The sequence below is a fragment of the Nonomuraea sp. NPDC049750 genome (genome assembly GCF_040659625.1).
GTDB lineage: Bacteria > Actinomycetota > Actinomycetes > Streptosporangiales > Streptosporangiaceae > Nonomuraea.
The window spans coordinates 315,885-335,227 of sequence record NZ_JBFANB010000005.1 but is presented as its reverse complement, the minus strand read 5'-3'; the positions used below and the strand labels follow the sequence as shown (position 1 = coordinate 335,227).

Annotated in this window: 22 protein-coding genes; 6 read left to right on the top strand and 16 right to left on the bottom strand. The window is 70.6% G+C overall.

The genetic code is table 11. From position 1 onward, the window contains the following. Positions 1-51: 51 nt before the first annotated feature. The 6 genes from rpmF to AB0J16_RS16540 all read right to left on the bottom strand — a co-directional run bounded on the left by rpmF (position 52) and on the right by AB0J16_RS16540 (position 6,211). Positions 52-231, bottom strand: a complete 180-nt coding sequence (gene rpmF / locus AB0J16_RS16565) for a 50S ribosomal protein L32 (RefSeq protein WP_033409409.1) — start codon at positions 229-231, stop codon at positions 52-54. 1 nt (position 232) lies between these two features. Next, on the bottom strand, positions 233-679 hold the full coding sequence (locus AB0J16_RS16560) for a YceD family protein (RefSeq protein ID WP_358539605.1): 447 nt from the start codon (positions 677-679) through the stop codon (positions 233-235). A 174-nt stretch (positions 680-853) separates the two neighbouring features. Beyond that, positions 854-1,330 carry a pantetheine-phosphate adenylyltransferase gene (gene coaD / locus AB0J16_RS16555; protein WP_219530151.1) on the bottom strand — a complete coding sequence of 159 codons (477 nt, stop codon included), beginning with the start codon at positions 1,328-1,330 and terminating at the stop codon, positions 854-856. Positions 1,331-1,345: 15 nt separating this feature from the next. Continuing rightward, positions 1,346-1,912, bottom strand: coding sequence for a 16S rRNA (guanine(966)-N(2))-methyltransferase RsmD (rsmD, locus tag AB0J16_RS16550; protein ID WP_358539602.1), 567 nt, complete (start codon positions 1,910-1,912; stop codon positions 1,346-1,348). Between the two features lie 467 nt (positions 1,913-2,379). Then, positions 2,380-4,560, bottom strand: coding sequence for an ATP-dependent DNA helicase RecG (recG, locus tag AB0J16_RS16545; RefSeq protein WP_358539600.1), 2,181 nt, complete (start codon positions 4,558-4,560; stop codon positions 2,380-2,382). Between the two features lie 34 nt (positions 4,561-4,594). Beyond that, positions 4,595-6,211 (bottom strand): DAK2 domain-containing protein, encoded by a 1,617-nt coding sequence (locus AB0J16_RS16540; protein WP_358539598.1) that lies wholly within the window; start codon positions 6,209-6,211, stop codon positions 4,595-4,597. A gap of 201 nt (positions 6,212-6,412) precedes the next feature. On the opposite strand from AB0J16_RS16540, the gene rpmB reads away from it, so the two are divergent. Beyond that, positions 6,413-6,598, top strand: a complete 186-nt coding sequence (gene rpmB / locus AB0J16_RS16535) for a 50S ribosomal protein L28 (protein ID WP_049556934.1) — start codon at positions 6,413-6,415, stop codon at positions 6,596-6,598. Between the two features lie 446 nt (positions 6,599-7,044). On the opposite strand, the gene thiD is transcribed toward rpmB, so the two are convergent. The 3 genes from thiD to AB0J16_RS16520 form a co-directional block, all read right to left on the bottom strand. Continuing rightward, a complete protein-coding gene (gene thiD / locus AB0J16_RS16530) occupies positions 7,045-7,839 on the bottom strand; it encodes a bifunctional hydroxymethylpyrimidine kinase/phosphomethylpyrimidine kinase (RefSeq protein ID WP_358178398.1) in 795 nt (264 codons plus the stop codon). Positions 7,840-8,045: 206 nt separating this feature from the next. Next, entirely contained in the window at positions 8,046-9,980 is a 1,935-nt protein-coding gene (locus tag AB0J16_RS16525; protein ID WP_358539594.1) for a hypothetical protein, read from the bottom strand. A gap of 127 nt (positions 9,981-10,107) precedes the next feature. After that, a complete protein-coding gene (locus AB0J16_RS16520) occupies positions 10,108-11,091 on the bottom strand; it encodes a thiamine-phosphate kinase (RefSeq protein ID WP_358539592.1) in 984 nt (327 codons plus the stop codon). A 47-nt stretch (positions 11,092-11,138) separates the two neighbouring features. Between AB0J16_RS16520 and AB0J16_RS16515 the strand changes: the two genes are divergently transcribed. Beyond that, positions 11,139-11,372: an Lrp/AsnC ligand binding domain-containing protein gene (locus AB0J16_RS16515; protein WP_225291979.1), complete on the top strand. Its 234-nt coding sequence runs from the start codon at positions 11,139-11,141 to the stop codon at positions 11,370-11,372. Between the two features lie 14 nt (positions 11,373-11,386). Continuing rightward, positions 11,387-11,827 carry a DUF3515 domain-containing protein gene (locus AB0J16_RS16510; RefSeq protein WP_358539590.1) on the top strand — a complete coding sequence of 147 codons (441 nt, stop codon included), beginning with the start codon at positions 11,387-11,389 and terminating at the stop codon, positions 11,825-11,827. A 53-nt stretch (positions 11,828-11,880) separates the two neighbouring features. On the opposite strand, the gene AB0J16_RS16505 is transcribed toward AB0J16_RS16510, so the two are convergent. From AB0J16_RS16505 to AB0J16_RS16495, 3 genes are all read right to left on the bottom strand, one after another. Then, the gene (locus AB0J16_RS16505) at positions 11,881-12,975 is read right to left on the bottom strand and encodes a D-alanine--D-alanine ligase family protein (protein ID WP_225291981.1); all 1,095 of its coding nucleotides are present in this window, start codon (positions 12,973-12,975) and stop codon (positions 11,881-11,883) included. 103 nt (positions 12,976-13,078) lie between these two features. Next, positions 13,079-14,089 carry an NAD(P)H-dependent glycerol-3-phosphate dehydrogenase gene (locus AB0J16_RS16500; RefSeq protein WP_358539585.1) on the bottom strand — a complete coding sequence of 337 codons (1,011 nt, stop codon included), beginning with the start codon at positions 14,087-14,089 and terminating at the stop codon, positions 13,079-13,081. Positions 14,090-14,093: 4 nt separating this feature from the next. Continuing rightward, positions 14,094-14,804, bottom strand: coding sequence for a lysophospholipid acyltransferase family protein (locus tag AB0J16_RS16495; RefSeq protein ID WP_358539583.1), 711 nt, complete (start codon positions 14,802-14,804; stop codon positions 14,094-14,096). Positions 14,805-14,878: 74 nt separating this feature from the next. On the opposite strand from AB0J16_RS16495, the gene cofC reads away from it, so the two are divergent. Beyond that, the gene (gene cofC, locus AB0J16_RS16490) at positions 14,879-15,514 is read left to right on the top strand and encodes a 2-phospho-L-lactate guanylyltransferase (RefSeq protein ID WP_358539581.1); all 636 of its coding nucleotides are present in this window, start codon (positions 14,879-14,881) and stop codon (positions 15,512-15,514) included. A gap of 75 nt (positions 15,515-15,589) precedes the next feature. Then, positions 15,590-15,790: a hypothetical protein gene (locus AB0J16_RS16485; protein ID WP_357643721.1), complete on the top strand. Its 201-nt coding sequence runs from the start codon at positions 15,590-15,592 to the stop codon at positions 15,788-15,790. Between the two features lie 101 nt (positions 15,791-15,891). Here the strand turns inward: AB0J16_RS16485 and AB0J16_RS16480 are convergent, their stop codons facing one another. The 4 genes from AB0J16_RS16480 to leuC form a co-directional block, all read right to left on the bottom strand. Continuing rightward, positions 15,892-16,191 (bottom strand): HU family DNA-binding protein, encoded by a 300-nt coding sequence (locus AB0J16_RS16480; RefSeq protein ID WP_225291986.1) that lies wholly within the window; start codon positions 16,189-16,191, stop codon positions 15,892-15,894. Positions 16,192-16,289: 98 nt separating this feature from the next. Next, positions 16,290-16,529: a hypothetical protein gene (locus tag AB0J16_RS16475; protein WP_358539578.1), complete on the bottom strand. Its 240-nt coding sequence runs from the start codon at positions 16,527-16,529 to the stop codon at positions 16,290-16,292. Then, positions 16,508-17,095, bottom strand: a complete 588-nt coding sequence (gene leuD, locus AB0J16_RS16470; RefSeq protein ID WP_358539574.1) for a 3-isopropylmalate dehydratase small subunit — start codon at positions 17,093-17,095, stop codon at positions 16,508-16,510. The genes AB0J16_RS16475 and leuD overlap by 22 nt, the downstream gene beginning before the upstream one ends. 12 nt (positions 17,096-17,107) lie before the next feature. After that, a complete protein-coding gene (gene leuC / locus AB0J16_RS16465) occupies positions 17,108-18,496 on the bottom strand; it encodes a 3-isopropylmalate dehydratase large subunit (protein ID WP_358539571.1) in 1,389 nt (462 codons plus the stop codon). A 97-nt stretch (positions 18,497-18,593) separates the two neighbouring features. Here leuC and AB0J16_RS16460 point away from each other — a divergent pair, with 97 nt between their 5' ends. Then, a complete protein-coding gene (locus AB0J16_RS16460) occupies positions 18,594-19,310 on the top strand; it encodes an IclR family transcriptional regulator (RefSeq protein ID WP_225291990.1) in 717 nt (238 codons plus the stop codon). Positions 19,311-19,343: the final 33 nt, after the last annotated feature.

The following is a 19,343-nucleotide window of genomic DNA, read 5'->3' as shown; positions in this document are numbered from 1 at the left end:
GCAGTGCGTCAACCCTTCGAGCGGTCATGGTCCGCTCACCAGGCGGTGCGATCAGGCGGACGGCTCGATCACCTGGCGGCGGTTGTAGGTGCCGCAGGTGGGGCACGCGATGTGCGGCTGCTTCGGCGAACGGCACTGCGGGCAGCTCACCAGGGCGACAGCAGTCGTCTTCCACTGGGAGCGACGGGCGCGGGTGTTGCTCCGCGACATCTTTCGCTTCGGGACGGCCACGTCACTTCTCCTGATCGTTATCGTTCTCGGTAACCAGACCTTGCAACGACGCCCAGCGAGCGTCGATCTTCTCGTGCCGGTGATCGTCGCCGGCCTCGGCCAGCTTGACCCCGCATTCCGTGCAGAGACCCGCGCAGTCTTCACCGCAGACGGGGCTCAGCGGCAGTGCGAGCACCGCCGCGTCGCGGAACGTCGGCTCGAGGTCGAGCAGCTCGCCGTCGAGCAGTGAATCCTCCTCCGAGGCGTCCTCGTCGGAGTAGAAGAACAGCTCCTGCAGGTCGACCTCGATCTCCGAGGTGACCGGGTCGAGGCACCGCGCGCACTCCCCGGCGAGCGGGGACTGCGCCGTGCCCGAGACGAGCACGCCTTCCATCACTGCTTCGAGCCGGAGATCCAGCTCGACTTCGGCGTCCTTGGGGACACCGATCATGTCGACGCCGAGATCCACCGGTGCCGGGAGGGACAGGGTCATCCGCTTCATCGAGCCCGGTCGCCTACCCAGGTCGTGAGTGGAGATCACCCAAGGGGAGCGGGGGTCGAGGTGCTGAGTCATCTGCTCTCGCTAGGCATGGCGAAATGTCGCCGTCGTACAAGGCCGAAATCAAAGGATAGCAGGTCGGTGTCAGCTCCTGAGCCGCTCGATGAGGAGCTCGTGCACCAGGTCAGGCACCAGTCCGGACACGTCACCACCGTATCGGGCGATCTCCTTGACCCTGCTGGAGGACAGGAAGGAGTATTCGGGGTTGGTCGGCATGAACAGCGTCTCGACCCCCGACAACCGGTAGTTGAGCTGTGCCATCTGCAGCTCGTAGTCGAAGTCGCTGACCACCCTGATCCCCTTGACGATCGCGGGGATGTCGTTCTGCTTGCAGAAGTCTACGAGCAGGCCATGGAATTTCTGCACCTTGACGTTCGCGTACTCCTTGGTCACGGTGTGCAGGACCTCGATCCGCTCGTCGACCGTGAACAGGCCGCTCTTCTCGAGGTTGATGAGCACTGCCACGGTCACCTCGTCGTACAGCCGGGCAGCCCGGCCGATGATGTCGAGGTGGCCGTTGGTGATGGGGTCGAATGACCCCGGGCAGACAACGCGGCGCAAAACGCCTCCCCAGGTCTACGGGTTCCCGGCGGCGCGACCGTACCAAACGGATGCTTCGCCGTAGCGACGAACCCTCTCCTCTGCGTAGCCTTCGGGCCACACCAGGGCTTTTCCCCTGCTTTCCCGCTCGAACGCCACCAAAGCCCCATCCGTCAGCCAGCCGTTGTCACGCAGCGACTCCAGCACGCGTGTGACCTCGTCGTCGGTGACGGCATAGGGCGGATCCGCGAAAACTATGTCGTAACCCTCCTCCTCAGGCTTGGCCAGGAACCGCTCGACCTTGTCGGCCACCACCCGCGCCCCGTCGAGCGCCAGCGCCTCGACGTTCGCCTTGATCGTGCGGACGGCCCTCGGGTCGGACTCGACGAGCACCGCGTGGGCCGCCCCCCGGGACAGCGCCTCCAGCCCGACGGCCCCCGAACCCGCGTACAGATCGATCACCCGGGCGCCCGCCAGCCCGTGCAGCGAGTCGAGGGTCAAGAAGATCCCTTCTCGCGCCCTGTCACTGGTCGGTCTCGTCCCGCGCCCCGGCGGCACGGCCAGCCGCCTGCCACCCGCGCTCCCCGCGATGATCCGAGTCATGAGGGCCATTGTTCCGCATGTCGGCGCAGGTCAAGAGTGGACAAGTGTCGGCCTCGAGTACGCAAGGGTGATTCCCATCGCGGGGAGGGTCTCGCATGATGGGTCCTGCGGCCTTCAAGGTGACCCAGTTGGAGGCCGACCGGCGTGATCGTGAGCCCTTCCGCACGCCGGTTCCCTCGGCACCTGACCCGAGGGTGGGCCCAGCCGGGGACGGCATTCGGGGGGAGGCCGTCCCCGCGGCTGGGAACTGTATCAAGATCAAGGGCTTTTTCTTTTTTTACGGCACGGCCGGGCTGGCCGCCACCCGCCGCACATGGCTGAGGGCCTCCAGGAAAACGGCCGCTGAACCCGCACATGGCCGGGCGCCGTTACGTGCGATCCTTACTCGATTCCGTGGCATCTCATGCCCGGGGCTGCATGGGACCCACAGGGATGCCCAGGGATCAGCTCTTCTCCAAGTACCGGGATCAGGTCTTCTCCAAGTACTCGGCCCGTTCGTCCGCCAGCAGGCGGTCTATCTCCGCGCGCAGGGCCTCGTTGGACTTCAGCTCCGGGTCGGCGGTCAGCAGGGCCGCGGCTTCGTCTCTGGCCGCCTCTATGACGTCCTCGTCGCGGAGGAGCTGGAGCAGCTTCAAGGACGAGCGTTTGCCCGACTGGGCCGCGCCCAGGACGTCGCCTTCGCGGCGTTGTTCGAGGTCCACGCGGGACAGCTCGAAGCCGTCGAGGGTCGCCGCCACGGCCGACAGGCGGGCTCGGGCGGGGGTGCCCTCGGGGAAGTCCGAGATCAGGAGGCAGAGGCCGGGCAGGCCGCCCCGGCCGACCCGGCCGCGGAGCTGGTGGAGCTGGGAGACGCCGAAACGGTCGGCGTCCATGATGATCATGACTGACGAGTTGGGCACGTCCACGCCGACCTCGATGACCGTGGTGGCGACGAGGACGTCGAGCTCGCCACGGGTGAACGCGCGCATGATCGCGTCCTTCTCCTCCGGCGGGAGCTTGCCGTGCAGGACGCCCAGCCGGAGGTCGCGGAAGGGGCCGCCGGAGAGCAGCTCGGCCACGTCGAGGACGGCCAGCGGCGGACGCCGCTCCTCGTCGGACGGCGGCGCCTGCAGATCCCCCTCGTCGCCCTCCAGGTCGCCGATGCGCGGGCAGACGATGTAGGCCTGCCTGCCGAGGGCGACCTCCTCGCGGACTCGCTCCCAGGTGCGCTCCAGGAAGTGCGGCTTCTCAGCGGCGGGCACGACGTGGGTGGTGATCGGCGCGCGGCCCGACGGTAGCTGCGACAGCGTCGAGACCTCCAGGTCACCGAAGACCGTCATGGCGACCGTACGCGGGATCGGGGTGGCGGTCATGACCAGCACGTGCGGACGGCCGCCGCCCCCGGCCTTCTCGCGCAGCGCGTCACGCTGCTCCACGCCGAACCGGTGCTGCTCGTCGACCACGACCAGCCCCAGATCCGCGAACTGGACGTGCTCCTGGAGCAGGGCGTGCGTGCCCACGACGATGCCCGCGGTGCCGGAGGCGGCGTCGAGCAGCGCGGACCTGCGCGCGGCGGCGCCCATGGAGCCGGTGAGCAGCGTGACGGCCGTGCCGCCGAACATGCCGCCCTGCGCGAGGTCGCCCAGCATGCCGCTGATCGAGCGGTGATGCTGCTGGGCCAGCACCTCGGTGGGCGCCAGCAGCACCGCCTGACCGCCCGCGTCGACCACCTGCAGCATCGCGCGCAGCGCCACCACGGTCTTGCCCGCGCCCACCTCGCCCTGCAGCAGCCGGTGCATGGGGTGCTCCAGCGCCAGGTCGGCCGCGATCTCCTCGCCGACGAGCGCCTGCCCCTCGGTGAGCGAGAACGGCAGCCGCCCGTCGAAGTCGGCCAGCAGACCGTCGCCGCGCCGGGGCCGGGGTCTGGCGGGCCACGCGGTCGCCGCCTGCCTGCGCTGCAGCAGCACGGCCTGCAGGACGAACGCCTCGTCGAACTTCAGCCGCTCACGCGCCCGCCGCATGTCGGCGAAGTCCTTCGGCCGGTGGATGGACTCCAGCGCCTCGCCCAGCCCTTCCAGCCCGCGCCGGTCCCGCAGCTCGGCGGGCAGCGGATCATCGAGGGGCCCCAGCGTGTCGAGCACCACGCCGATCGCCCGCCTGATCGCCCACGGCGTCAGGTCCTTGCCCGCCGGATAGATCGGGACGGGCGCCGCCGCGAAGTCCTCGGCGCTCGCCTCACCCTCCTCGAACAGCTCGAACTCCGGGTGCGACAGCTGCCACCGCGGCGTGGCCCTGGACCCGAACATGCCCACCTTCCCGGCGAACATCCCCCGCCGCCCCGGCTTGAGCCGCGACTCGGCCACATGGGAGCCCTTGCCGAAGAACGACAGGTAGATCTTGTTGCGCCCGCCGTCGACGACCTCGACCTCCAGCCAGGTGCCGCCGCGGTTGCGCATGGGCTTGCGCATCAGCCTCGTGACCTCGCCCACCACGGTGACGTGCTCGTCGACCTCCAGCGCGTCGAGCGAGGTCAGCTCTCCGCGCTCGGCGTAGCGGCGCGGGTAGTGGCGCAGCAGGTCGCCGACCGTCTCCAGGCCGAGCACGCTGTGCAGCAGCTTGGCGGTCTTGGGGTCGAGCGCTTTCGTCAGGGGCTCGTCGAAACGGCTCACGGGACTATGTTCTACCGCCTGCGGCCGACAGGAATCATTCGACACCGATGAGCAGTGGATAACCGCCCTGCTCACCGTCGTAGACGACCAGGTCCACGTCGGGCCTGATGACCCTGAGGTGGGCTTCGACGTGGGCGGCCAGGCGTACCGGCGCGTCGGCCCCCGCGACCAGGGTGACCAGTTCGCCGCCGCCCCCCACCATCCGGTCCACGACGAGCGTGGCCACCTCCTCCAGCGTGCCGCCGATCACCGACACGTCGCCGTCGATCAGCCCGAGAACGTCGCCGGGACGGCACACGCCCGCGCTCGTCACCGCCTCGCGGTCGGCCACCACCAGGTGCCCGTGGCGCGTGTGCCCGGCCGCGTCGGTCATGGCCACCACGTCGTCGTCGAAGCGGCGCAGCGGATCGTGCACGGCCAGCGCCGCCAGACCCTGCACGGTGGCCCTGGTGGGCACCACACTGACCACGACGCCGTCCTCACGGGCGATCTCGGCCGCCGCGGTCGCCACCGCCCCGGCGCCCTCGTCGTTCGGCAGTACCGCCACCTCGCCGCCCGCCTCCCGGATGGCGGCCAGCATCGCGGGCAGCGTGGGCCGCGTACCGGGGGCGCGGCGTACCACCACCGCGCCGCACTCCTCGAACAGCGCCGCGATCCCGTCGCCCGCCGCGACCGCCACCACCCCCCGGCCCGCGCCCCCAGCCGTTCCGGATCGGTGCGTACGCTCGGCCAGGTAGGTGATCCTGATCCGGTACGGCCGCCCCGCGCGCAGCGCCGCCTCGACCGCGGGACCCGCCTCGCCGACATGGACGTGGACGTTCCACAGGCCCTCGCCACCGACCACGACGAGCGAGTCGCCCATCGCGTCGAGCTCCTCGCGCAGCTTGGCCACCGCGGCGTCGTCGGCGTCGAGCAGGTACATCACCTCATAGCCGGCCCCCACCTCGGTCATCGGCGAGATCCGCGAGGTCGGCGCGGGCACGTCGTAGCGGTCGCTGTGGGAGCCGGTGATCACCCGTTCGAGCGACTCCAGGATGATCGCCAGCCCGGCGCCGCCGGCGTCCACGACCCCGCTGCGCGCCAGCACGTCCAGCTGCTCGGGCGTACGCCGCAACGCCGCCCGCGCCGCCCCGGCCGCCCGCCGCGCGACCGCCGCGAGATCACCCACCACTTCCCGAACGGCCGCTTCCTGGCCGGGCACCTCGTGGACGCGCGCCTCCTGGACGGGCATCTCCTGTACGGCCTTTGCCGCCGCCTCCAGCACGCTCAGCACAGTGCCCTCGACCGGCCTGGCCACGGCCTCCCTGGCCAAGGTGGCGGCCCGCAGCAGCCCGGCGCGTAAGTCGGCGCCGTCCTTCAGCACCTCCGCGAGCCCGCGCAGCGCCTGGCTGACGATGACCCCCGAGTTGCCCCTGGCGCCGATCAGCGCGCCGTAGGAGAGCGTCTGCCACATCACCGCGGCGTCCACGTCGTCGGGCAGCGCCTCGACGGCCTCGGCCGCGGAGAGCACGGTCAGGTGCAGGTTGGTGCCGGTGTCGCCGTCCGCGACCGGGAACACGTTGAGTGCGTCGATCTCCGCCCTGGCGCCGCCCAGAGCGTCGGCGGCCAGGCGGGCCCAGCGGCGTACCGCGGGCGGGTCGAGAACCTCCATCTGCGCGTTTCGACCTCCCCGCATGCGCTACCGTTAATGCAGGAGGATATCTCCGCATTTGAGCCCGTCTAGTGCTCGTGGTTCGCGCCCAGTGGCGCGGATCGGATATCCTCGTGTGGCTGGCCGGTTGTCCCGGCATGCCCTTCGCCCGGAAAGCATCACGCGGACAGGGCTACATCGACTGTTTTAAGGAGCGATACCGTGGCTTCCGTCTGCGATGTCTGCCGCAAGGGGCCGACCTTCGGCAACAACGTGTCCCACTCGCACCGCCGCACCCGCCGTCGCTGGAACCCCAACATCCAGACGGTCCGCGCGGTCATCGGCGGCACGCCGAAGAAGCTCAACGTGTGCACCTCGTGCATCAAGGCCGGCAAGGTCACCCGCTAGCCGGTTCCGACTTTCGCCAAAGCCCGCCTGCTCGACACCGAGCGGCGGGCTTTCGCCGTGTCCGGGGTGACTCGACGTCGGGGGTCCCCCAATATCAGAGGGTGACTCGACGTCCAGGGGTTCTCCCGGCTCCACCGCAGGGACCCCGACCACAACGGACCGTCTACTTCCGCACCCCCGCAGGGGGCATCCCACCCAAAGACCCCAGCCACAGCCGGGGGACGGCTCGGCGTCTGGGGGCGGCTGAGCGTCCGGGGGTCTCCCGCCAGCGAGGACAGCCGGGCGTCCGGGGGTCTCCCGCCAGCGAGGACGGCCGGGCGTCCAGCGGTCTCCCGACGGCAAGGGTAGCCAGGCGTCAGAGGTGTGGCCCCGGCGTCCGGGGTGGCCTCAGCGTCCGGAATGCCCCGACAGCGGGGGGTGACTCAGCGCCCCCGGGGTGGCTCGGGTCAGCGCCAGCGCCAGGCGTGGTCGACCGGGCCGATGCCGTCCCCGAGCGGGAAGCCCTTGGCGATGGCGCCCGTCACGTACTCCTTCGCCTTGCCCACCGCCGTCGGCACGTCGTCCCCCAGCGCGAGGTGGGAGGCGATGGCCGAGGCGAGCGTGCAGCCTGTGCCGTGCGTGTGCCGGTTGTCCAGGCGCGGCGCGGAGAAGCGATATTCGCTCGTCCCGTCCGTGAGCAGGTCCACGGGCTCGCCGGGCAGGTGGCCGCCCTTGATCAGGGCCCAGGCGGGACCCAGCTCCAGGATGGCGTCGGCCGCGCGGCGCAGGCCGTCCTCGTCCTCGACCTTGACCGAGGTGAGCTGCTCGACCTCCCACAGGTTGGGCGTGACGACGGTGGCGACCGGCAGCAGCCGCGTCTTGACCGTCTCCACGGCCTCGGGCGCCAGCAGCGGGTCGCCGTGCTTCGACACGCCGACCGGATCGACCACCACCGGCGCCGAGTACGCGCCGAGCGCCGCCGCCACGACCTCGACCAGTCCGGGTGAGGCCAGCATGCCGGTCTTGACCGACCGCGCCCCGATGTCGCCGAGCACCGAGTCGAGCTGCGCCCGTACGGCCTCGGGCGGCAGCTCCCAGTAGCCCTGGACGCCGAGCGAGTTCTGCGCGGTGACCGCGGCGATGACGCTCATGCCGTGGACGCCCAAGGCGAGCATGGTCTTGAGGTCGGCCTGAATACCCGCCCCGCCGCCGGAATCGGACCCGGCGACGGTCAGCACGCATGGAGGGGTCGTAACCGTCATATCCCCATCCAACCATCCCCCGCCGGGATGGCCGGCTAGCCAACGGCCCGTCCTCGGTCGTAGGGCCGATTAGCCAACGGCCCCTCCCCCGCCGGGATGGGCGATTAGCCAACGGCCCGTTCACAGTCGGAGGGCCGGTTAGCTGACGGCCGTCCCCGGTGGGAGGGCCGATTAACTGACGGTCCCTCCCCCATTGGCATGGCTGGTTAGCTGACGGCGCAGTCCCCGCCCACCAGGCCGCAGTTCGCCGGCGCGGCGCCCCGGCCCGTGGCCGAGATCGTCAGCTGGGCGGTGCCGCCCTCGGCGAGCGACTCGGTCAGGTCGATGATCAGCTGATCCCCGTCCTGCGTCCACCCGGCGCCCTTCACGTCCAGCACCCGGCCGCGGATCGGCAGGGAGACCGTGAGCGACGGCAGCGCCGCCAGGGAGGAGTTGACGACGTCCAGGTGCGCGGTGTAGCCGACCAGCCCTTGGTTGGTCACGTCGAAGTTCAGGCTCACCGACTGACCGCCCGCGGCCTGGGGCGGGTCGGTGGGTACGGGGGCCGTCGTGACAGTGCCGGGCGGGATGTCGGGGTTGTTGACCGTCGTGGCCTCTTCGGTCGGCTCCTCCGTGAGGCTCTCCGTCGGGGTCGGGTCGACCGGCTCCTTCGTGGGTTTGACCGGTGTCTTCGTCTTCGTCTTGGTCGGCGTCGGTGTCGGGGAGGCGCTACGGCGCGGCGTGTGCACGTCGGCCGTGGCCGACGGCTTCGGGGTGTCGGCGGCCTTGGTCTCCTCCTTGGTCGGCTCCTCGGAGGGCTCCTCGGTGGGCTCCTCATCCGCCGGGGACTCGCTGGGCTTCGCACCCGGCTGGTTGGTCACCTGTACGGCGGCGCAGGTGGCGCCGGCGCACTTGGCCGGGTCGTTCGAGGAGCTCATCATCTTGACGCCGGCGACGGTGCCGCCGAGTACGACCGCCACGGCGGCGACGGAGAGCAGCGCCACCTTGCCCCGCCCGCCACCGGGAGGCGCGGCGAGCACGTCGGGGTCGGTGGGTGGCTTCTTGCGGCCACGGCGGCGGCGCGGCTCCGGCTCGTCGATCGGCTCGTCCGACGACCAGCCCGAGCCGAGGAAGCCGTTGTCGGCGCTGTCCGCCCAGGCGGGCGTGGGCGCGTCGACCATGGTCGGCGCGCCGTACACCTTGACGTCGCCCGGCTGGGGCGGCTCGTTCGACGGCGGCCCGAACACCTCGGTGGAACCGAAGACCTGGGTGGCGCCGAAGGGCTCGTTGAAGTCACGTGTCTCGTTCGAGCCGGGCTCGCCGTCGGGTCCCGATGGCCGGCCGGGGGTGTCCCATTCCGGGCGGGTGAAGGCGCCCGTCGTCTCGAACGGCCCCTCAGGGCGGTCGGACTGTCCGGCACCGCCCGCCGGCGGCTGCTGCGACTGGTTGAACCCACCTTCGGGGGGCATGATGAACGCCCCCGTGGTCTCGGAAGGCCCTTCTGGGAACGCCCCAGAGCCCTCAGGGCGCCCCTGGGGCCGCGTGCCTGATCCTTCGGGACGCATGAAGGCGATGACCGAAGCCCCTTCGGGCCGGGTCAAGCCGTCGGCGGGTCCTTCCGGGTGAGGGAAGCCGCCCGAGGGCCCTTCGGGGCGAGTGAAGCCGCCTGGGGACCCTTCCGGATGGGTGAAGCCGCGCGGGGGCCCTTCGGGGCCATTGAAGCCGCCTGCGGGCCCTTCCGGGCGGGTGAAACCGCCCGTGGGTCCTTCTGGGCGGCTGAACATGCTCGGGGGCTCGGAGGACGACTCCGGGGGCCGGCCGGCGGCCTTCGACCGCGGCGGCGGCGCGAACGCGCCCGTCGTCTCGAACGGGTCAGGCCGTACGCCGGGAGCAGGGCCGGTCGGGGCCGGTCCGCCTTCCCGTTTCGGCATCGGCGCCCACTGGCCCGTCACCTCCACCTGGTCGGGCGGCGAGGGCCAGCCGGGTGGCTCGGCTCCTGGCTCGTCCGGGCCCCAGAAGGCGCTCTTGGCGGTCGGATCCGGGACGGCGGCCCACCTCGCGGCGGGGTCGGTGGTGAACCTGGGGTCCTCCTGCGAATCGTCGGAGCCCTCGTTCCCCCATTCATCCTCGTCGTCGGATCCACCCGTGCCGTGGCGGCCCATATGGCTGCCCTTTCTGCAGGTTACAGTGGCCGCCAATCTTCATAACACCTTTACTACGGCTTTGTCCCAGTAATCCCGGTAGTCACACCCCAAATCCGCCAAACCTTACACAAATCGCGGCGGCTTGTCACGCAAAGTGATCCCATCCGGCGTGACCAATTTCACGCCCTCGGACGTGAACTCCCTGACCTGCCACTACGTCCCCCACGATCCGCCACGGAGGCGGCAGCGCCACTCCGGCGGGGAACACCGCCGCGAGCGCGTGATCCTCGCCGCCCGACAGCACCCAGTCCAGCGGATCGGCCCCAAGCCGCTCGGCCACCGCCGCCACCGGCTCCCCCACGACGAACGCGGCCGGGTCCAGCTCGACGCGTACGCCACTGGCCGCCGCGATGTGCCCTAGGTCCTGAAGCAGCCCGTCGCTCACGTCGAGCATCGCGCTCGCCCCCAGCTCCGCTGCCTCGGGCCCCGAGGAGTACGGCGGACACGGCCGCCGATGCGCGGCCACCGCCTCCCAGAGCGCCTCCCGGCCCGACTCCGGAGCGCTCGGCGGCCAGCCGGATTCCAGCAGTGCCAACCCTGCGGCGGCGTACCCAAGGCGGCCGGCCACCGCCACCACCTGCCCGGGGCGCGCGCCCGACCGGGTCACCGGCGCTCGGCCGCCCAGATCGCCCAGCGCCGTCACCCCGATGACGACCAGGTCGCCGCGCGCGATGTCGCCGCCCACGACGCTCGCCCCCACGATCGCGCACTCGTCGCGGAACCCGTCGGCGAGCGCGTCGAGCCACTCCACCGGCAGGTCCGCGGGCATCCCCAGGCCGACCACGATGGAGGTCGGCACGGCCCCCATCGCGGCCACGTCGGCAAGATTCTGAGCCGCGGCTTTGCGCCCCACGTCATAGCCGCTGGACCAATCGCGGCGAAAGTGCCTACCCTCGAGTAGCAGGTCCGTAGACACCACGACGCGCCCGTCGGGCGCCCTTACCATTGCGGCGTCGTCGCCCGGCCCGAGTAGAACCGTCGCACCTTGCGGCAAACGCCCGGAAATACGAGACACCGCTCCGAATTCGCCGAGATCTCCGACTGTGATGACGCACCTCCTGACGCACACAGGGTACGGTGGCCCTTCGGCGTGATCGAATCGCCCGGGAGGACGTAATGGTGCAGGCCTACATCCTTATTCAGACCGAGGTCGGCAAGGCCGCGAGCGTGGCCCGCGAGATTTCCGGCATTCCCGGAGTCACTCAGGCGGAGGACGTCACCGGCCCCTACGACGTGATCGTGCGCGCGGAGGCCAACAACGTCGACGAACTGGGCAAGCTGGTGGTCGCCCAGATTCAGGCCGTGGAGGGCATCACACGTACTCTGACGTGCCCGATCGTCCATATTTGAGGTAAATCTAGTTCATGCGCCGCACCACTGTCCTGCTCGCCCTGTTGATCCTCGCGGGGTGCGGCGGTGCCGTTCGCGTGGAGCCGCCCAAGCCTCAGGGGGAGGCGGCGGCGGCCTGCGAGAGCCTGGCCGGGCGGCTGCCCAAGACGCTTGACGGCGCCCCACGCGGCGAGTCCACGCCCGCGTCCCCGTACGTCACGGTCTGGGGGGAGGCGGAGATCGCGCTCCGCTGCGGTGTGCCGCGCCCGGCGCGGATGTCCCCGACCGACACGTTGCAGGAGATCGACGGCGTGGGCTGGTTCGCCGACCCCGACAAGCCGACCCTGTACACCGCGATCGAGGACCCCGCCTACGTCGAGGTCACGATCGCGGGCACCCACGTCGCCCCCTCGGTCCTCGCGGACCTCTCGGGACCGATCAGCCAGGCGTCGGCTTCCAAGAAACCGACCCAGTAGTCAGTCAGCGCAGCCCAGAAGGCCGACAGCGCAGCCCCAAGTGAACGCGGTGGTCAGCGCAGCCCGGGTGAACGGTGCAGGGCGAGCTGGATGAGCCGGTCGACCAGCGCCGGGTACGACAGCCCCGAGGCGGCCCACAGCTGCGGCGCCACCGACAACGAGGTGAACCCGGGCATGGTGTTGATCTCGTTGAAGACCAGCTTCCCCTCGGGCGTGTAGAAGAAGTCGACCCGCGACAGCCCCTCGCAGTCGAGCGCCTCGAACGCGCGCACGGCCATCTCCCGCAGCTCCTCGGCCACCGCCTCCGGGAGGTCGGCGGGCACGGTGAGCGACATCTGGTCGGGGTAGTACTTGGCCTCGAAGTCGAAGAACTCCTGACCGCCCTGGACCTTGACCTCACCCGGCGTCGAGGCGATCGCCGGCTCGTCGCCGAGTGACTCGAGCACCGCGCACTCGATCTCGCGCCCCTCGATGGCGGCCTCGATGAGCACCTTGGGATCGTGCTCGCGGGCGACCTCGACGGCCCGCTCCAGCGAGGCCCGGTCGTGCGCCTTGGAGATGCCCTGCGACGACCCGGCCCTGGCGGGCTTGACGAACACCGGCCAGCCGAGCTCCTCGGCCTCCTTCAGCACCCGCTCCCGGTAGAGCCGCCAGTCACGCTCGCGCACCACCACATGGCGTCCGATCGGCAGTCCGGCGGCGGCCATGACCGTCTTCATGTGGGCCTTGTCCATGCCCACCGCGCTGGCCAGCACGCCGGAGCCGACGTAACGCACACCGGCCATCTCCAGCAGGCCCTGGATCGTGCCGTCCTCGGCGAACGGGCCGTGCATGACGGGGAAGACCACGTCGACGCCGCCCAGCTCGACGGGGATGCTGCCCGGGTCGTAGGCCACCAGCGAGGCGCTGCCGGACGGCAACGCCAGGGCCGCGCCCGTGGTGTCGACGGCGGGCAGTTCGCCCGCCTCGATGGCGAACCGCTGGTCCGACGCGGCCAGCACCCACCTGCCGTCCTGGGCGATCCCGATGGGGATCACCTCGTACTTGCTCCTGTCGATCGCCTCCAGGACACTGCCGGCTCCCATCAGGGACACGGCGTGCTCGGAATTGCGACCTCCGAAAACGACGGCGACGCGTGGCTTGCTCATGAGGTCCGAATCTACCGGCGCGTACGCCGCACAGCGAGTCAAGCGCGCGGATGACGTCGTCATACGCACGCCGGACCACAAATCAGGCAAGCGGATGACGTCGTCATACGCCGTAACGCTCGGGCTTGGGCGAGCGGGACATGAGCAGCATTCCGGCCTCGCTCGGCGACATGCCGTCGTGCACCACGCCGACCACGACCTCGGTGATCGGCATCTCCACGTCGTGCTTCCTGGCCAGCTCCAGCACGGACTCGCAGGACTTGACGCCCTCGGCGGTCTGCCTGGTGGCGGCGATGACCTCGGCGAGCGTCATGCCGCGGCCCAGGTTCTCGCCGAACGTACGGTTGCGCGACAGCGGCGAGGTGCAGGTCGCCACCAGGTCGCCCATCCCGGCCAGACCGGCGAACGTGTGCGGGTCGGCCCCGAGCGCCGCGCCCAGCCGGGAGATCTCGGCCAGCCCCCTGGTCATCAGCATGGCGCCGACGTTGTCGCCCATCCCCATGCCCGAGGCCACGCCGACGGCCAGCGCGATCACGTTCTTGACCGCTCCGCCGAGCTCGACGCCGACCACGTCGGTGTTGGTGTAGGGGCGGAACCACGGCGGCAGATGGCAGACCGCCTGCAGGCGCGCGGCGACCCCCTCGTCCACGCAGGCCGCGACCGTGGCGGCGGGCTGGCGCTGGGCGATCTCCTTGGCCAGGTTGGGGCCCGAGACGACGGCGACCCGGTCCTCGTGCACCCCCGCCACCTCGCGGATGACCTCGCTCATCCGCTTGGTCGTGCCGAGCTCGATGCCCTTCATCAGGCTGACCAGGACCGCGTCACGCGGGATGTGCTCACGCCAGGCGGCCAGGTTGGGCCGCAGAGACTGCGACGGCACGGCGAGCACCACGAAGTCGGCGCCGTCGAGCGCTTCGGCCGGGTCCGTCGTCGCGCGCAACGACGGGGGCAGCGCCACGCCGGGCAGGTAGTCGAGGTTGGCGTGGCTGCGCTCGATCCCCGCGACCAGCTCCGGCCGGCGGCCCCACAGCACGGTGTGGTTGCCCGCCTCGGCCAGGATCATCGCGAACGTGGTGCCCCACGATCCGGTGCCGAACACCGCGACCTTCGTCATACCGTCACCGCCCGGCCGGGTCGTAGGGGGCCGCGGGTGCCTGCTGCCCGCGCAGCGCGGCGAGCTGCTCGGTGATCGCCATCACGATGTCGTGGGTGGCCGCGCGCAGCACGTCGGCCTCCGGCTCCTGCCCCGCGTACGCCGACAGGTCGACCGGCGGCCCCACCATCACGCGGAACGTCTTGCGCGGGAACAGCCTCGGCCGTTTCTCCCCATAGGGCAGCAGCTCGTGCGCGCCCCAGTGGGCCACCGGGATCACCGGCGCGCCGCTCTCCAGCGCCAGCCTGGCCGCGCCCGTCTTGCCGACCATCGGCCACAGGTCGGGATCCCGGGTGCAGGTGCCCTCGGGGTAGAAGAGGATCGCGGCGCCGTCCTTCAGCCGTGCCGCCGACTCGTGCAGCGACTTGGCCGCCTCGTTGCTGCCTCGCTCGACGGGGATGGCCCGCAGGGAGCGGACGGCGTTGCCCAGGAACGGCACCTTGAACAGCGTGGCCTTGGCCAGGATGACCGGCCACCGCCCGTTGTTGTAGAGGAAGTGCGCCAGCAGCACGGGGTCGGTCCAGGAGAGGTGGTTCGTCGCGATGATGATGCCGCCTGTACGAGGAATGCACTCGCCCTTGCGCCAGTCCTTCTTGATCAGGAGCCATGACAGTGGTTTCACGATCACTACGGCCAGGGTCTCCCAGAAACGCGATGGGCGCGTGGGGCGGCTCATGATCTCCTCCTACGGTCTGCGCCCCAAGTCTCCCGGTTGGCCGCATGGGATGTCGAGGCGCGATGCTTAACCCTATGAGCATCCGCTGGTCACTGGTCATTCCGGTGAAGACGCTGGTCGCGGCCAAGACTCGGCTGGCGGCCGCCACGGGTCCGCACCGCACCCGGCTGGCCGTCGCCGTCGCCTGCGACACCGTCGCGGCGGCGCTCTCCTGCCCGCTGGTGGCCCGGGTAATCGTGGTGACCGCCGACCCGGCCGCCGCCGGGCCGCTGACCGCCCTGGGGGCCGAGGTGGTGCACGACCCGGACCGCGGCCTGAACACCGCCCTGCGCACGGGCGCGGCGCACGCCGTACGCGTCGCTCCCGGTGACGGGATCGGTGCCCTGCAGGCGGACCTGCCCGCCCTGCGCCCGGCGGAGCTGGCCACCGCGCTGGCCCGCGCGGCGGAGTTCGACCAGTCCTTCGTGCCCGACGCGCTCGACGTCGGCACCACCTTCTACGGGGTACGGCCGGGCCGCCCGTTCACGCCGCGCTTCGGCGGGGAGTCGCGGGCCAAGCACCTGGCGGGCGGCGCCAAGGAGCTGTGTACGGAGGACATCGACTCGGTCAGGCGCGACGTGGACACTCCCGACGACCTGCGGGCCGCCATCGCCCTGGGACTGGGACGGCACACCGCGGCGGTCGTCGCCGAACTGTGGCCGCCTTCGTGACGCGGCGGGCTTTGGCCGCCTTCGTAAGCCGCCGGGGTCTCGCTGGGCGCGGACCCACCGTTTACGCTGGGCCGCATGCAGGCGACGGTACGCAGTTTCGATCCGGTGACGCGTTCCGGCTCGGTCTTCCTCGACGACGGGACCGTGCTGGAGTTCGGCACGCCCGCCTTCGACGCGGGGCCGCTGCGGCTCCTGCGCTCGGGGCAGCGGGTCCGCCTGGCGATGACGGGTGACGAGATCACCTACATAACGCTGTCGACCTTTCCGCTCCCCTGATTCCCCGGGAATCCAGGAATCCCCGGGATGCCAGAGACCCCAGAGATAAGGAAACGCCCGGCCCCCTGACAGGGGACCGGGCGTCCGGCTACCTCTGGTGATTACTTCTTCTTCGAGAGCTTCTTGCCGCCGACGTTCACGAGTTCCTTGAAGTCCGAACCCGGACGGAACTTGGGCCCCCAGCTCTCCGGGACCGCGATTTCGGCACCCGTAGACGGGTTACGGGCGCTCCTGGCCCCCTTGTGGACCATCTCGAACGCGCCGAAGCCGGTGATCGAGACCTTGTCTCCGCTGGCGACCGCCTTCTGGATGGCGTCGATGATCGCGTTCACGGCCTCCGTGGCCGTCCTCCTGTCGCCCACCCGGTCTGCGATGGCGTCGACGAGTTCCCGCTTGTTCATAAAGGTCTGCTCCCCCAGTTACGGCTCGGGGTTCCAGCTCATGAGTTCTCGGTAGAAACCCCTTACGCGCTCGAAAGTAGGCGGGATCGCGGGGGAACTCAATCACCGAGCGTGTTTTCGGGTGCGCGTGGCGTGTCGAAATCGCTGTCGAGTGTGGCGAGAAACGCTTCGAGGCGGGCCGCCGCCCTTTCCGGATCACGCTTGGCCAGATCGCAGATCGCGACATATCGGCGGCCCAGCCGTTCCTTCTCGGCGGCGGGCAGCATGCGGACGCGGCGGTGCGCTTCGCGCAGCCGCCGCGCCAGTTCGTCGTCTTCTAGACGGTCGTCGGCAGCCATGGCTGCCGACCATTCTCGTACGTCGCCACATCGTCGGCATGACGCAGGGTCAGTCCGATGTCGTCGAGGCCCTCCATGAGGCGCCAGCGGGTGTAGTCGTCGATCTCGAAACCGACGCTCTCCCCGGCCCAGCGGACCTGGCGCTCCACGAGGTCGACGGTCACCTCCAGCCCCGGGTCGGCCTCGACGGCCGCCTGGAGCGCCTCGACCTTGTCGCCCGGCAGGACGACCGGGAGCAGGCCCATCTTGGTGGAGTTGTTGCGGAAGATGTCGCCGAAGCGGGCGGCGATCACGGCGCGGAAGCCGTACTGCTGCAAGGCCCACACGGCGTGCTCACGCGAGGAGCCGGTGCCGAAGTCGGGACCCGAGACGAGGACCGAGGCGCCCTCGTAGGACGGGTCGTTGAGCACGAACGTCGGGTCCTCGCGCCAGGCGGCGAACAGGCCCTTCTCGAACCCGGTCCGGCTGACCTGCTTGAGCCAGACGGCCGGGATGATCTGGTCGGTGTCGACGTTGCTGCGGCGCAGCGGCACCGCCGTACCGGTGTGGGTGGTGAAGGCGTCCATCAGAAGGCTCTCCTAAGCGAGGTCGGCGGGGGCGGTCAGGCGGCCGGTGACGGCGGTCGCGGCGGCGACCTGCGGCGACACCAGATGGGTGCGGCCACCCTTGCCCTGACGGCCCTCGAAGTTGCGGTTGGAGGTGGAGGCGCTGCGCTCGCCCGGCTGGAGCGTGTCGGGGTTCATGCCGAGGCACATTGAGCAGCCCGCCTCGCGCCATTCGGCGCCGGCGGCCTTGAACACCTCGTGCAGGCCCTCCTGCTCGGCCTGGAGCTTGACCAGCATCGAGCCGGGCACGATCAGCGTGCGGGTGGTGACCTGGCGGCCGCGCAGGATCTCGGCGGCGGCGCGCAGGTCCTCGATACGGCCGTTGGTGCACGAACCGACGAAGACCGTGTCGACCTGGATCTCGCGCAGCGGTGTGCCGGCCGTGAGGCCCATGTACTCCAGCGCCCGCTCGGCCGCCGAGCGCGCGATCGGGTCGGCGAAGTCCGCGGGGCTGGGCACGGACGCGTCCAGCGGCAGGCCCTGGCCCGGGTTAGTGCCCCAGGTGACGTACGGGGTGAGCGTCGAGGCGTCGATCTCGACCACCTTGTCGAACACGGCGTCGTCGTCGGTGCGCAGCGACTTCCAGTATTCGACGGCCTGGTCCCACGCCTCGCCGGTCGGCGCGTGCTGACGGCCCTTGAGGTAGTCGAAGGTGGTCTCGTCGGGCGCGATCAGGCCCGCGCGGGCACCGGCCTCGATCGACATGTTGCAGACCGTCATGCGGCCCTCCATGGAGAGCTTGCGTACGGCCTCACCACGGTATTCGACGATGTAGCCCTGGCCGCCGCCGGTGCCGATCTTGGCGATGATGGCCAGGATCAAGTCCTTGGCCGTGACGCCGACGGGCAGCTCGCCCGAGACCTCGATGGCCATCGTCTTCGGCCGGTAGGCCGGCAGCGTCTGGGTGGCCAGCACGTGCTCGACCTCGGAGGTGCCGATTCCGAACGCGATGCCGCCGAACGCGCCGTGCGTGGAGGTGTGGGAGTCACCGCAGACGATCGTCATGCCCGGCTGGGTCAGGCCGAACTGCGGGCCGATGATGTGCACCACGCCCTGACCCGCGTCACCCATAGGATGCAGCCGGATGCCGAACTCGGCGGCGTTCTTGCGCAGCGTCTCGACCTGCGTCTTGGACACCGGGTCGGCGATCGGGCCGAGCACGGTCGGCACGTTGTGGTCTTCGGTGGCGATGGTGAGCTCAGGCCTGCGCACGGTCCGCCCGGCGAGACGGAGACCGTCGAACGCCTGCGGGCTGGTCACCTCGTGGATGAGGTGCAGGTCGATGTAGAGGAGGTCGGGTTCGCCGTCGGCGCGGCGCACGACATGCTGCTCCCAGACCTTCTCCGCCAATGTGCGGGCCATGATCTCCTCCTGGTTGATGCGATGCTCCCCATCGCGCTCCCTCGCGGGAGTGTCCTCCGACTTGCCTTCTCATATGTCGAGACGTCAGTATCGGTGTATGGACAACTCTAGCGGAGTCGGCGTACTGGACAAGGCCGTTCTGGTACTCAATGCCCTCGAAGCGGGTCCCGCTTCGCTGGCACAGCTGGTCCAGGCCACCGGCCTGGCCCGGCCCACGGCCCACCGGCTCGCCGTCGCACTCGAGCACCACCGCATCGTGACCCGTGACACACAGGGCAGGTTCGTGCTCGGCCCACGGCTTTCCGAGTTGTCCACGGCGGCGGGTGAGGACCGGTTGCTCGCGGTGGCCGCGCCCGTACTGATGCAGTTGCGCGACCTCACCGGCGAGAGCGCGCAGCTCTACCGGCGCCAGGGTGACGAGCGGGTGTGCGTGGCGGCGGCCGAACGGTCCAGCGGCTTGCGCGACACCGTGCCCGTGGGCTCGGCGTTGCCGATGACGGCGGGTTCCGCCGCCCAGATATTGCTGGCGTGGGAGGAGCCCGACCGCCTGCACCGGGGGTTGCGCGGCGCCAAGTTCACCGCCGCCACGCTGGCGTCGGTGCGGCGCAGAGGATGGGCGCACAGTGTCGGCGAGCGCGAGCAGGGGGTGGCCAGCGTCTCCGCGCCGATAAGGGGCAGCGGCGGCAAGGTCATCGCGGCGGTCTCGGTTTCCGGGCCCATCGAACGGCTGACGAGAGCCCCCGGCCGGCTGCACGCAGTGCCGGTCATGGCGGCGGCCGAACGCATCACGGAAGCGATGCGCCGCACGTCATGATCAGCAAAAGCGCCTATTTGGGGAGCCGAGTGC

Excerpts from the sequence above, each read along its gene's own strand:
- rsmD (WP_358539602.1), bottom strand. The coding sequence starts at position 1,912 with ATGACTCGGATCATCGCGGGGAGCGCGGGTGGCAGGCGGCTGGCCGTG.
- AB0J16_RS16540 (WP_358539598.1), bottom strand. The coding sequence starts at position 6,211 with ATGGAGGTTCTCGACCCGCCCGCGGTACGCCGCTGGGCCCGCCTGGCC.
- thiD (WP_358178398.1), bottom strand. The coding sequence starts at position 7,839 with ATGACGGTTACGACCCCTCCATGCGTGCTGACCGTCGCCGGGTCCGAT.
- AB0J16_RS16525 (WP_358539594.1), bottom strand. The coding sequence starts at position 9,980 with ATGGGCCGCCACGGCACGGGTGGATCCGACGACGAGGATGAATGGGGG.
- AB0J16_RS16515 (WP_225291979.1), top strand. The coding sequence starts at position 11,139 with ATGGTGCAGGCCTACATCCTTATTCAGACCGAGGTCGGCAAGGCCGCG.
- AB0J16_RS16510 (WP_358539590.1), top strand. The coding sequence starts at position 11,387 with ATGCGCCGCACCACTGTCCTGCTCGCCCTGTTGATCCTCGCGGGGTGC.
- AB0J16_RS16505 (WP_225291981.1), bottom strand. The coding sequence starts at position 12,975 with ATGAGCAAGCCACGCGTCGCCGTCGTTTTCGGAGGTCGCAATTCCGAG.
- AB0J16_RS16500 (WP_358539585.1), bottom strand. The coding sequence starts at position 14,089 with ATGACGAAGGTCGCGGTGTTCGGCACCGGATCGTGGGGCACCACGTTC.
- AB0J16_RS16495 (WP_358539583.1), bottom strand. The coding sequence starts at position 14,804 with ATGAGCCGCCCCACGCGCCCATCGCGTTTCTGGGAGACCCTGGCCGTA.
- cofC (WP_358539581.1), top strand. The coding sequence starts at position 14,879 with ATGAGCATCCGCTGGTCACTGGTCATTCCGGTGAAGACGCTGGTCGCG.
- AB0J16_RS16485 (WP_357643721.1), top strand. The coding sequence starts at position 15,590 with ATGCAGGCGACGGTACGCAGTTTCGATCCGGTGACGCGTTCCGGCTCG.
- AB0J16_RS16480 (WP_225291986.1), bottom strand. The coding sequence starts at position 16,191 with ATGAACAAGCGGGAACTCGTCGACGCCATCGCAGACCGGGTGGGCGAC.
- AB0J16_RS16475 (WP_358539578.1), bottom strand. The coding sequence starts at position 16,529 with ATGGCTGCCGACGACCGTCTAGAAGACGACGAACTGGCGCGGCGGCTG.
- leuD (WP_358539574.1), bottom strand. The coding sequence starts at position 17,095 with ATGGACGCCTTCACCACCCACACCGGTACGGCGGTGCCGCTGCGCCGC.
- leuC (WP_358539571.1), bottom strand. The coding sequence starts at position 18,496 with ATGGCCCGCACATTGGCGGAGAAGGTCTGGGAGCAGCATGTCGTGCGC.
- AB0J16_RS16460 (WP_225291990.1), top strand. The coding sequence starts at position 18,594 with ATGGACAACTCTAGCGGAGTCGGCGTACTGGACAAGGCCGTTCTGGTA.